The 11,480-nt window shown below is 60.7% G+C and carries 10 protein-coding genes and 1 pseudogene; 8 read left to right on the top strand and 3 right to left on the bottom strand.

The window, feature by feature from the left end:
* Both QT222_RS14560 and QT222_RS14555 read left to right on the top strand, forming a co-directional pair.
* A partial coding sequence (locus tag QT222_RS14560; RefSeq protein WP_491477581.1) for a DUF8073 domain-containing protein occupies positions 1 to 875 on the top strand: 875 nt, incomplete at its 5' end.
* 75 nt (positions 876 to 950) lie between these two features.
* Positions 951 to 1,544 (top strand): hypothetical protein, encoded by a 594-nt coding sequence (locus tag QT222_RS14555; RefSeq protein WP_491477580.1) that lies wholly within the window; start codon positions 951 to 953, stop codon positions 1,542 to 1,544.
* 86 nt (positions 1,545 to 1,630) lie between these two features.
* On the opposite strand, the gene QT222_RS14550 is transcribed toward QT222_RS14555, so the two are convergent.
* Positions 1,631 to 2,176 carry a GbsR/MarR family transcriptional regulator gene (locus QT222_RS14550; RefSeq protein WP_491477579.1) on the bottom strand — a complete coding sequence of 182 codons (546 nt, stop codon included), beginning with the start codon at positions 2,174 to 2,176 and terminating at the stop codon, positions 1,631 to 1,633.
* A gap of 100 nt (positions 2,177 to 2,276) precedes the next feature.
* On the opposite strand from QT222_RS14550, the gene QT222_RS14545 reads away from it, so the two are divergent.
* Positions 2,277 to 3,146 carry an SDR family oxidoreductase gene (locus tag QT222_RS14545; protein ID WP_004059533.1) on the top strand — a complete coding sequence of 290 codons (870 nt, stop codon included), beginning with the start codon at positions 2,277 to 2,279 and terminating at the stop codon, positions 3,144 to 3,146.
* A gap of 17 nt (positions 3,147 to 3,163) precedes the next feature.
* On the opposite strand, the gene glmM is transcribed toward QT222_RS14545, so the two are convergent.
* A complete protein-coding gene (glmM, locus tag QT222_RS14540) occupies positions 3,164 to 4,483 on the bottom strand; it encodes a phosphoglucosamine mutase (protein WP_491477578.1) in 1,320 nt (439 codons plus the stop codon).
* 627 nt (positions 4,484 to 5,110) lie between these two features.
* Here glmM and QT222_RS14535 point away from each other — a divergent pair.
* Both QT222_RS14535 and QT222_RS14530 read left to right on the top strand, forming a co-directional pair.
* Positions 5,111 to 8,368 (top strand): 5'-nucleotidase C-terminal domain-containing protein, encoded by a 3,258-nt coding sequence (locus QT222_RS14535; RefSeq protein WP_491477577.1) that lies wholly within the window; start codon positions 5,111 to 5,113, stop codon positions 8,366 to 8,368.
* 16 nt (positions 8,369 to 8,384) lie between these two features.
* Positions 8,385 to 9,206 carry a hypothetical protein gene (locus QT222_RS14530; protein WP_491477576.1) on the top strand — a complete coding sequence of 274 codons (822 nt, stop codon included), beginning with the start codon at positions 8,385 to 8,387 and terminating at the stop codon, positions 9,204 to 9,206.
* Between the two features lie 63 nt (positions 9,207 to 9,269).
* On the opposite strand, the gene QT222_RS14525 is transcribed toward QT222_RS14530, so the two are convergent.
* Positions 9,270 to 9,509 carry a hypothetical protein gene (locus tag QT222_RS14525; RefSeq protein WP_004059529.1) on the bottom strand — a complete coding sequence of 80 codons (240 nt, stop codon included), beginning with the start codon at positions 9,507 to 9,509 and terminating at the stop codon, positions 9,270 to 9,272.
* A 780-nt stretch (positions 9,510 to 10,289) separates the two neighbouring features.
* Here QT222_RS14525 and QT222_RS14520 point away from each other — a divergent pair.
* The 3 genes and pseudogenes from QT222_RS14520 to QT222_RS14510 all read left to right on the top strand — a co-directional run.
* Positions 10,290 to 10,562 (top strand): PRC-barrel domain-containing protein, encoded by a 273-nt coding sequence (locus QT222_RS14520; protein WP_004059528.1) that lies wholly within the window; start codon positions 10,290 to 10,292, stop codon positions 10,560 to 10,562.
* 61 nt (positions 10,563 to 10,623) lie between these two features.
* On the top strand, positions 10,624 to 10,980 hold the full coding sequence (locus QT222_RS14515; protein WP_491477575.1) for a hypothetical protein: 357 nt from the start codon (positions 10,624 to 10,626) through the stop codon (positions 10,978 to 10,980).
* Between the two features lie 70 nt (positions 10,981 to 11,050).
* Positions 11,051 to 11,480 (top strand): annotated as a pseudogene (locus QT222_RS14510) (pentapeptide repeat-containing protein); the annotation flags it as partial.

Here is an 11,480-nt window from a genome sequence, read left to right as displayed (position 1 = left end):
GTGTAGACACGTCAACCGAGTCGGCTGCGAGCAGCAATTCTGGTGGGAGTGCTGACGCGACAGGCGTCTCGACAGCCGACACCGAAGACACGGGCACGGATACGGACGGAGCCGAAGACGTCCCCGCACATCGCGACCCTGCACAACTTCAGGCGGTCTACGACGAACACAAGACGTTCAAGGAAATGACCGACGCACTCGGCGTGGACGTCACCCCGCAGACCGTCCGTAACCAGATGATTCAACACGGGATTCACCAGCCAAACTCCTACGGCGAGACCTCGTCGTCGGAGTCCGACGAGCCGTCTCCGTCCGACTCGCAGGGAGATGCGACCGATATGGAGTCCCAGTCAGAGGTACGGTCAGTTGGTGTGAGCGAAAAGCCGGATACGACGTCGGCGACGAGGGACGCAGAGAGAGAGGATAAGGCGGACAGAGACACAGAGTCAGAAGATAAGGCAGACACAGAGGGAGAGGATGAGATAGACACAGAGGGAGAGGATGAGATAGACACAGAAACAAAAGAGAAGACAGACACAGTGACGGAGACGACCGCAGGCTCCGACGCAACCGAGCGCGAGACTGACGAAGCGACAGAGACACAGCCCGAGTCAACGACAGCGTCGCTTCCACCGCTTCCGGAGGAGTTTGCACACCTCGAACTCACCATCATCGAAGTCTGCGACGCAGTCGAAGGCGCGAAGACACTCTACGAAGTCGAGCGCACCCTTGGACTCGACCGAGAACCCGTTCGCGATCTCCTGTCGACGCTCGACCTCCTCGAACTCGTCACGGGACGGATGGTGCGTCGCGACCAACCGTCTGCCGCCGAACCCGAGATTCACGAGCGGGTTCACACAGCGCTGGACGCATAATAGCCAGTACAACCCGTCCTTACATGCACCCTTCCCAACCTGCACAGTTATAGCCTAGTATCTCAAATTCACTATATGGTGAATATAGAAAATATAAACGAGACGGGAACCCAAACACCGGTCGAAACCCCACGAAGCGGTCCACTCGGACTCTGGGACCGGCTCGTTGGACCGAGCGCGAGCGTCACGGAACAGGCACTCGTACTGGCGTTTGGGGTCGTGTTCACCGGCGTCGTGTTCTTCTACGCCCGTACGAAAGCACTCGATTGGACGGTGATTCAGCAACTACTCGTCGCGTTTCTGGCACTCGACATCGCGGGGGGTATCGTCGCCAACACGACTACGAGCGGGGTCGAATGGTGGCACCGGCCCTCGCAGCGCCGCCGCGACCACTTCGCGTTCGTGGCACTCCACATCTACCCGTTCGCGCTGGCGCTGGTCTTCGAGACGGTTTCGTGGGCCGAAGGCGCGCTCGTCTACGGTTATCTCCTCGGGAGCGCGGCGATGATTCTCCTGAGTCCGCGGCACCTTCGACGACCGGTCGCGATGCTGTTCACGGCAGTCGGAATCCTGCTTGCACTCGTGGGCGTTTCGTTTGGACCGGGATTGGAGTGGTTCGTTCCGTTCCTCTACCTCAAACTCCTCGGGGGACACCTCGCAGCGGAGTGAGGGCGAGAAAACGACCGAGTGAAGGATAGCAGAAAACGACCGAGTGAAGGATAGCAGAAAACAAGAACCCTTCAGCTGAGGTGACGCTACGAGTCGTCGCCCGTCGAGTCGCGCGCCTCGACTTCGGCGGCGACGGCGAGGAACTCGTCGAGTGAGACGTTCGTGAAAAACGAAAGTAGCTGTTCGGACTGGTCGTAGAAGTGTTGGAGGTCCGCAATCCGCGCTTGCGCCTGTGCCGTCTGTTCCGTCTCGGGCGCGTTGTCGAGCGTCTCCTGTGCCGTTTCGAGCGCCCGCGTCATGATTCGAATCTCGCGGCGACCCTGCTGTTCGAGAAATTCCTGCATAACTGTCCAGAAGTCCGTCTCGGCCTCGAAGTACACTTTCCGGCCCTCACCGGGACTCGACTGCCGACGGACGAGGTGATACGGTTCTAACGCGGACATGGCGTTGCTCGCGGTCGATTTGGCGTAGCCCGATTCGGCAACTAACTCGTCGAGCGACATGGGTTCCCCCACGAAGTACAGCAGTCCGTAGATGTGCCCGTAGCTCCGGTTGAGCCCGTACATCTCCGCTGTTCGGGCCATCGCATCGGCGATTTCGACCTTTGCGTCGTCGTATGCGTCGGCGGTCATGACGCGGTGTTCGCGCCGGAATAGTAATACAGTATCGAGACTATATTCGGTATATAGTGAATATAGAAAACATAAGGTCGGAGCGAACGGGAGCAGAGCGATGACGCGTGTGTTGGTCGCCGGGGCAACCGGCTATCTCGGAAGGCACGCCGTACAGGCGTTCAGCAATCGGGGATACAGCGTCCGGGCGCTTTCGCGACCGCAGTCGGTGGACAAACTCTCGACCGCGGGGAAGTATCTCGAACCGGCAGTCCGCGACGATATTGATGACCTCTTTGTCGGGACTGCGACCGACCCAGACACTCTCGGGGGACTGTGCGACGATGTGGATGTCGTGTTTTCGTCGCTCGGAGTGACTCGTCAGCAGGCGAGCCACTGGGAGGTAGACTACGAGGCGAACCGGACGATTCTCAATCTCGCGGCTGCGGCGGCTGTCGACCAGTTCGTGTTCGTCTCGGTAGAGCGTCCGGACCTCTGGGGGTCGCTCATCGAACCGCGGGAGCAATTCGTCGCGGAACTCCACGAGTCGGGCCTCTCACATACCGTCGTCCGCCCGACGGGCTACTTCTCAGATATGACCGAATTCTTCGAGATGGCACGCCGCGGCCGGGCGTTTCTCGTCGGCGACGGGACGGCACAGATGAATCCCATCCACGGGGCTGACCTCGCCGAGGTGTGTGTCGATGCCGTCGGCGACTCCCGAAGCGAATTCTCCGTTGGCGGTCCGGATGTCTTCACCTACGACGAGATTGCCGAACTCGCGTTTGATGCCCTCGACAAGTCGCCGACGGTGACGCACCTCCCGAAGTGGCTCGTCGATTCCCTACTGACGGCGGTCCAACCGTTCAATCGACGCTATGCAGCGCTGGGAAGTGCGTTCTCGGATATTCTCACGACCGACGTGGTTGCCCCGAAAACGGGGTCGCACTCGCTGGCGGAGCAGTACGCGAAGTTGGCGGCGCGTACGTGAGAGAAAAAAGCGGAAGATTACCGGGCGTCGTCGACGAACTCCCGAGCGTCGGCCAACAACGCATCCGCACGGGCCTCGTCGCGGGCTTCGGCAGTCAACCGAATCAACGGCTGTGTCCCGCTCGCGCGAACGAGGAACCAGCCGTCGTCCTGTTCGACGCGGACGCCGTCGAGCGTCGATACGGCGTCAGGGTCGTAGGTATCTAAGAGCGCACTGCGGACCGCGCTCATCACTTCGCGTTTCCGGTCGGTTTCGACACTTGTCCGTCGCAGTGGGTACGACGCGAGTTCTTCGCGCTGCGCTGCGAGCGGGCCGCGTCGGTCGATGAGTTCGACGAGCTTGCACGCCGCCAGCGGACCGTCGGGGCAGAGCGTCTCCGCGGGCCAAATCCACGCGCCGCTCGGTTCGCCGCCGAAGACGACATCGTCGTCACGGGCCGCCTCCGCGACGAACACGTCGCCGACTTTCGTCCGGGTGAGCGACGCGCCCTGCGTGTCGAGTACGTCGTCGACGACGAGACTCGTGTTGAGCGGGGCGGCGACGCGTTCGCCGGAGGATACGGCCTCACGACCGAACAGCGCGAGGAGTTCGTCGCCTTCGATGAACGACCCCGTTTCGTCGACAGCCATCATGCGGTCGGAATCGCCGTCGTGTGCAATGCCGAGGTCGGCATCTGTACTTTCGACGACCGAACACAGCGTCTCGCAGGTTTCGGCCGTTGGCTCACTCGGCCGGCCGGGGAAGCGACCGTCGGGCGTGGCATTGAGTGTCTGTACGTCACACCCCAGACGACGGAGGGCCTCGACGGTCGCGCCACCCATGCCGTTTCCGAGGTCGACGACGACCGAAAGGTCGCCTTCGATATCGACTGCCGAACAGAGCGCATCGACGTGTCGGGCGGTGAGGTCCGGTGCAGTCGACTCGTCGCCGACAGCGTCCCACGCCGCGTATGACCGCTCGTCGGCGTCGAGCGCGGCTTCGATTTCCGTGCGCCGATCCTCGCCGAACGCTTGGCCAGACGGGGCCCACAGTTTGAATCCATTATCTTCCGGCGGGTTGTGCGAGGCGGTAATCATTAGTCCAGCGTCCGAGTCGGTCCACCCGACACCGCGTGCGAGCGCCGGCGTCGACACTTGACCGGCGCGGACGACTTCCACACCAGCACTTCGGAGCGCCGCACTCGCTGCATCGGAAAGAAGCGGGCTGGTCGTTCGTGCGTCACGGCCGACGACGACGCGGTTGTTCCCACAGGCTGCGAGCGCCTGTCCAAGTGCTGTCGCAAACTCGGGCGTGATAAGGTCCCCGACGGGTCCCCGCACACCACTCGTTCCGAACATGTGCGACGATTTTCTCATTGAACAATGAACGCTTCGGCCTACAAACCGACCACGTATCGATAGACGAAATCAGGAACTAACAGGATTGTGCCGGGGAACATCGGCTTTCTTCCCGAGATTGACCTGAAGAGATGTGCAACAGAGATAACTACAGAACACCCCAGTCTTCGGGACAATATACGTAGAGGCCCCTAATGGGGCAGGAACAGCCAGCGGAGCCAATAGTGTGTAGTGGGTGTACACAGTATCAGCGCTGACCATTCACCCAGACACGGTTCTCCAAGAAAAAATATTTGGTTGGCATGTACTGCTAGTACTTTCAGAGGCAATTTCGAAGAGCCAGTCGTGAAACGGGCATCGGTCGGGCCGCCCGCGACAACGGTTCAGATGCGTAGTCCAATACGACCACTCAAGAGGTAAGTGTTAGGTAATGTATATTATATTAGATATACATTCTCTCCCCCACAAATAGACAGTTTATCGAAATATCACATCATCTATGTACTACAATTATTAGAGATTATCAACCACCAATCGGAGCGGACAGGTGTGTCTTCGCACACACCGAAACAGTCAGCACTCAGTCGCACTGTAACGGTGCTATTGGTGTTAGTGCTCACAACCGCAATGCTCCCCACAGGCGTGGCGAGCGCGGCGGCGGACACTGACATCACTGCACTCGAAACCACCAATCAGTTCGCGATGGACGAAGCCGCCGGACCAGCCGACGTGTCCATCACCGAACTCCAGTCGAATACGACCGACGGCGACGCCTCGGCCTACGAAGGTCAGGTCGTCAACACCTCGGGAACCGTCACAGCAACCAACGCCAATGGCTTCTTCTTGCAGGACGCGTCCGCGGACGATGTTCAGCACAGCGGCGTGTACGTCTACACCGGCGGCGCGCCGAGTGTCGCACCCGGCGATGTCGTGGACGTGGAAGCTCCCGTAAAGGAGTACAACGGACTCACGGAACTCGACCTGACGGGCGACAACAGTTCGGTTTCGACAACCGGCAGTGAGTCCGTCCCTGAAGCGACGCCCATCTCCACGGCGGACGCCGCACAGGAAGCCTACGAGGGCGTCTTCGTCAACGTGACCGACCTCGAAGTCACGAAAACGCCCGGCCAGTACGGCGAGTGGGCAGTCACCGACGGCTCGTCAGCCATCGCCGTGGACGACAAGACGACCGGCGACGAGACCACGCCGAGCGAGAATGGAAGCACCATCGACGCCATCGAAGGCCCGGTGTTCTACAGCTTCGGCGCGTTCAAGCTTCAGCCTGCGACCGTTTCGAACCTGACCGCCCCGGGAACCGGCGGCGGCGATGGCAGTGACGGGGGAAGCGGAGACGGTTCCGATAACACCACGAGTCCGAACGAGACGACGATTACGCTCGTCGGCTACAACGACATCGGCAAGGCCGCGGCCGGTTCGGGCGACGACGAACTCGGCCGGATGATTACGCTCATCGAACAACAGCGCGCCAACGCGGACGGTCCCGTGTTCGTCGCCGGCGGCGGCGACGAACTGAGTCCGCACGCCCTCCGCAACTACGACGGCCTCGACAAGCCCTACGAACCGCCGGTAACGGCGCTGAACCTCATCAACCCCGACGCTGAGGTCGTCCAGAATCACGAACTCGACTACGACGAAGACGCCGGGGCCAACGACTTCGCCGTCTTCGAAGCAATCTCCAACGAATCCACCTACCCGTGGTTGCTCGCCAACGTGGTTCACGAGGACACCGGCAAGAACCTCCCAGGAACCCAGAACTACACCGTCGTCGAGCGCGACGGTGTCCGCGTCGGCTTCTTCGGACTCACCGACGAGGCTATCAACGCCAAGACAGACGGCGTCATGGAGCGCAACGGCTACAAAGTCCTCGACCCGACGACGGCCGCACAGCGGACGACGAACACCCTCCGCAACGAGGAGAACGTCGATGTCGTCGTCGCGCTCGCGCCGCTCGGCATTCCGGACTCGAAGCAACTCGCACGGGACGTCGACGGGATGGACGCGCTCATCTCCGGCGACGACCACCAGCGTTACTCCCCGCAGCAGACCGACGGCGTCCTCATCGGCGAGACGAGCGGGAAGGCAAGCGCCATCATGTCGATGAAGCTCACCGTCGAAGACGGCACAGTCACCGATTCGTCGGGCGAACTTGTCGACGTGACGACCAACACGTCCCGCAACGAGACGTGGAAGAACTACATCAACCCGCTCCGCGAGGAGTACCTCAACACGAAGCTCGCAACGGCGGTCATGCCGGAACACACGGGTGTCGGCTCTAGCTACACCGACGACTCCGCCACGGGCCACCTTGTCACTGACGGGGTTCGCAACTACACCGGCGCAGACGTGGCCGTGACGAACGCCGGCGGCATCCGCGACACGCTCTACCCGACCGACAAATACGGCGCGGGCGAGACGTTCAACATCACCCGCGGGATGGTCACCTCGACTCACTCGTTCGGAAACACCATCGTCGTCGTGGAAGTGACGGGCGCGGAACTCCGCGAGGTCGTCAAGAGCCAAATCACGCCGCTCGGTATGGAGAACCAGTACGGCACACAAACCCAAGAACAGGTAAGCGGCGTCACCTTCGAATGGGTTCCGCACTCCGACAGCGCGTCCCCAAGTGAGGGCGATGCGACCGTACAGGACCTCACGGTGAACGGCGAACCCGTCAACGACTCCGAGACGTACACGCTCGCAGTCAACTCCTACATCGCCGACGGCGGCAGTAGCTACCCACTCGCCGACGCTCCGCGCGTGAAGGTGTACAACGAGACGACGATGGCCGAAGGTGTCATCGGCTACCTCCAGAACCGAAGCACAATCGAAGCCGTCGAAGTCGATACCGAGTCCGACGACCGGATGCGCCGCGTCGACACGGTCGTCGACGCCTCAGCAGTCGACATGTCCGCATCGAACGGCCAGACGACGTTCACCATCGACGCCCCCTCGCGTGTGACCGGCGTCGACGGCGCGGCAGCGTTCGCCGACCGCAACGGTACGTACGTCACGACGACGAACGTCACCTACGACGGCCAGTCCGGTACGGTGACTGTGACGGTCCCGACTGACGAATTGGCCGCCTTCGAGACGGCCCCGCTCGCGCCTAACTCGGGTATCGACCTCTACGTCGACTACACCGACAGCGAGTATTCGAGTCAGTACGAGAACTTCGACACCGCAGTGTTGAATGTCGACCTCGAAACCGGGTCGCCGACGCCGACACCGTCGCAGTCGGTCGCGCTCGCCATCGGAGACAGCGACGGACCCGTCCCGCTCGGCGACGAACGGGAATTCGAAATCACCGCAAGCGACGTCGAGCAGGGCATCGGTGCCTACGAAATGACGGTGACGGTCGGCGACGCCGAGGTTGCTCGCATCACCGACGTTTCGTTCGCCAGCGAACCCGGCTTTTCGGAAGTTCACATCAGTGAGAACGGAACGAGCGCGGACATCGCCGTCGCAGGTGCCGAAGCGTCCGCATCGGACGAACAGGTTCTCGCAACCGTCTCGGTCGAGGGCGTCACCCTCAACGAGTCGACGACGCTCGAACTGACGCCGACCGCCGGGCCGTACGCCCAAAACGGAAGCAGTTACGGGGTCTCGGAAATCGACAACCGACAGGTGACTGTCGAACCCGGTGACGTGACCGGAAACGGGCAGAAGATGGCCGACCCCGACGGTGACGGCACGTTCGAAGACATCAACGGCGACGGCTCCGTGGACGTTGTCGACGCGCAAGCGCTGTTCGTGAACCGCGAAACCGACACCATGCAGTCGAACGTCGATGCGTTCGACCTGAACGACGACGGGAAGGTCAACGTGGGCGACGTGCAGCGACTGTTCTACGGCGCAGATGTCTAAGCCAGTGTTCCAACGCATGTCGACAGCGACGACGCGAATCACGCGGGTGCTCGGCCTTGCAGTCTGTCTCAGTGTGGTCTGTCTGGTCGTGGCTGCCCCAGTCACACTTGCGGCCACAGCGACCAGCGTCGGCTTCGAGACGGGACAGACGACCATCGAACCCGGAGCGACCGAGACGTTCGACGTTGTCGTCGACGACGCCGACGGCGGCGTGGGCGCGTACGACCTGACGATTACGCTCGAAGACGAATCTGTCGGCGAGATTTCTGAGGTGACGCTTCCGGACGGTGCTGAAGTCGCACCGAGAAACGTCTCGTACAGTGATAACCGAACGTCGGCGACCGTTCGAGTGGTCGGTCTCGACACGGCTGAGACGGGAACCGTTCCGATTGCCAGCGTCACCGTCGAAGTGGCTGATTCGACCGGCGAGAGCACGCTGGACGTTGCCGTCTCCAAACTCGGTGACAAAAACGGCAACGCCTACACGGTCTCCGATACCTCTGGAATCGACCTGTCGGTCTCCGAGTCTAACGGGTCGACAGGCGGTGGGGGTGGAGGCGGCGGAGGCGGCGGCGGTTCGGACAACGACGATTCCGACGGCGACGGTTCGGACAACGACTCGCAGACGACCACCGCGAGTTCACCAACGCCGACAACCGACGCACCGACGACGACCGCGTCGGCGACGCCGACATCCCAATCGACGACCGTGACGACACAGGATACCGCGACTGGCGAACCAACGACCGAAACCGGCGTGCCCGGGTTTGGAACCGTGGCTACGCTCGTCGCGGCGGGCGTCTTCAGCCTGCTGCGTGTAACGCGACGGCGTCGCTAGCGACGCTCGGCTATTTTTTTGGCTGTCGCAGAGAGTGTTGTATCTGTGTCTGTGCTCCCGACCCTACTCGAAATAGAGGAGTAGTATGCAAACCGGAGCAATCACAGCACCCCCGAGTAGTATCCCAGCGATAGACGATAGCAAGCCCAACCCTCCATCGGGGGCGAAGGTGAGTCCAGCGTAGATTCCCACTGTGATGCTGATAAGCGTCAGCGTGAAAACTAACGCCGGTGTCAGAACCGGGCGGTTCAGTTCATCTTTCCCGAAGAGTCCGTTTACAGTCGCTTCGAGGTCAGACGCCATGCGATAGTGTTCGTCCACGTCCAGATATAGATGTTGGGCAGACGAGGGTCGGGTACGAAAAAGTATGTCTTGCAACCGCCCTCAGGTCGTATCGTGTGGCACGTACGCGCCAAGGTACAGAGCACGTACTCACTAAATGCACACCGACAGTCTGTGTACGCCAAGACACCTAATCACGATGAATCGAAACGAAACGTCTGAAGGGAGGTGGCGGATTTCGGATGCAGTTGTCGGAGGTTTTACACTGCTAATCGCGTCCCGGATGGGATTTCGTTCGCATTTTCTCAGCGCAGTTAGGATTGCGATGTTTAGTGTCGTTGCCGCGCTGCGATTTCGGTCACGGCGTGTTCGCGCGTGGATGGACGAGCACACATGGGGCTTTGTTGACGATTCTGACCGTGTTTTTCCTCATTACGGTCGCCGGAGTGTATCCATGACGACCGCTGCCCGCGAATTAGTCGCCGCTAGTCGAGGTAAACGGGTGATTGCCACCGAGGAAGGGAGTGGTCAGACTGCCTCAGTAGTGTGGTGGTGGGGGGAAGAGAGGTACCGAGGCGGATGGGCATCTGACCAGTATCCGATTTTCACTGAAGTATGAAAAACATACTGGTAGTAGTTACCATCGATAGCGCCCAAATCAGCCAATAGATGAAGCCTACAAACGAGACATAGTTGGTGTAATCGGCACGAAGCCTCGTTAACGGTGGTTCGATAGGTTACAGCGACTATATTCAACCGCAACCACATTGTTTTTCATTGATAGGTTCGATAGCTACCACTATGGCCCTCCATTCAACGACGAGTGTCGAACCGATTCCGAGCGTCGACGGACTCCCTGTGTACGCAGCGTCGGGGAACCGCATTGGTGAGGCAATCGACCTCTGTGTCGACCTCGAAAACGACTGTGTGACGGGGCTTCTCGTCTCGATGGACGAGCCACTGGCGAACGTCGAAGCGGGGGAACGCGGCGTTCGAATCCCATACCGGTTCGTCGATGGCATTGCAGATATCATCGTCCTGACGAGCGACCCCATCATCGAATCCGTGGAGTGATGGTTCTCCCGTTTCCGACGGATGTAGACACGTTGATAGTTCGCAATCGAGAACAAGAGGTATGAGTCTCTACGAGTCGATACATAAGTTCGTCGGCGACCACGAGACGCTTCACTCGGTCAGCCAGCATGAGCAGGCGACGGTGCTCCTGACGGACACGCGTCTCGTCGAAGTCCAGTATACGGCCGGCGGGGAGAAGCCGGAAGACCTCACAAGGTTGCGGTCAATCCAACTCAATCGCTCACTCTTTGCCGGATACTCGGTGGTGTTCGATGAGGACCGGACGGTCATCGAGTTCCACGGGGAATCCGGCGATACGGTCGAATCGGTCACGTTACCCGCCCGAGACCACGGATTCGTCGCCACGTTCTCGGCGGTCGTCGGCGATGCCGAAGCGGCCGAAGTGGCCTCACAGTAGCTGCCGTGGTGTGAATCTGTGCCAGTACGTGACAATCTATTTATGAAATAGACACTGAATGTGAGGTGTCGTGAAAAACGACCCTCGGTGCGCCTACGAGCACGTCTACCGCGATACAACCGACGAGCAGGTGGACGTCAAAGAGGGCCCCACCGTCTGGCAGTGTCCACATCCAGCGAGCGGCGCGACCGAATACTGTCTCTTTCACGCGCCGATTGAGGGGAAGAACGCGGAGGCGGTGACGGAGAGCCTTCTCGACGTTGTTAACGACCCCACGAGACCGTCTGTGTTCATCGGCGGGAAGTTCGAGACGCTCGGGTTGGCGGCGGCGGGGCTCGAAAGGGAGGAACCAAACCAGCCCCGCGGGGCCCTGGTTCACCCCCACCCCGACCTCAGAGATGCGACCGTTGATGCTCCCCTACGACTCCACGGGGGGTCGGGGGGTGGGGTGGTGGGCATTCCACCATTTGAGGCGCGTGTCACCGTGTCCTGCCGGGCGA

It is taken from the genome of Haloferax sp. s1, assembly GCF_058382125.1.
The sequence above is the reverse complement of the archived record's forward strand: the minus strand, read 5'-3'. Positions and strand labels throughout refer to the sequence as shown.

Excerpts from the sequence above, each read along its gene's own strand:
- QT222_RS14555 (WP_491477580.1), top strand. The coding sequence starts at position 951 with ATGGTGAATATAGAAAATATAAACGAGACGGGAACCCAAACACCGGTC.
- QT222_RS14550 (WP_491477579.1), bottom strand. The coding sequence starts at position 2,176 with ATGACCGCCGACGCATACGACGACGCAAAGGTCGAAATCGCCGATGCG.
- QT222_RS14545 (WP_004059533.1), top strand. The coding sequence starts at position 2,277 with ATGACGCGTGTGTTGGTCGCCGGGGCAACCGGCTATCTCGGAAGGCAC.
- glmM (WP_491477578.1), bottom strand. The coding sequence starts at position 4,483 with ATGTTCGGAACGAGTGGTGTGCGGGGACCCGTCGGGGACCTTATCACG.
- QT222_RS14535 (WP_491477577.1), top strand. The coding sequence starts at position 5,111 with ATGCTCCCCACAGGCGTGGCGAGCGCGGCGGCGGACACTGACATCACT.
- QT222_RS14530 (WP_491477576.1), top strand. The coding sequence starts at position 8,385 with ATGTCGACAGCGACGACGCGAATCACGCGGGTGCTCGGCCTTGCAGTC.
- QT222_RS14525 (WP_004059529.1), bottom strand. The coding sequence starts at position 9,509 with ATGGCGTCTGACCTCGAAGCGACTGTAAACGGACTCTTCGGGAAAGAT.
- QT222_RS14520 (WP_004059528.1), top strand. The coding sequence starts at position 10,290 with ATGGCCCTCCATTCAACGACGAGTGTCGAACCGATTCCGAGCGTCGAC.
- QT222_RS14515 (WP_491477575.1), top strand. The coding sequence starts at position 10,624 with ATGAGTCTCTACGAGTCGATACATAAGTTCGTCGGCGACCACGAGACG.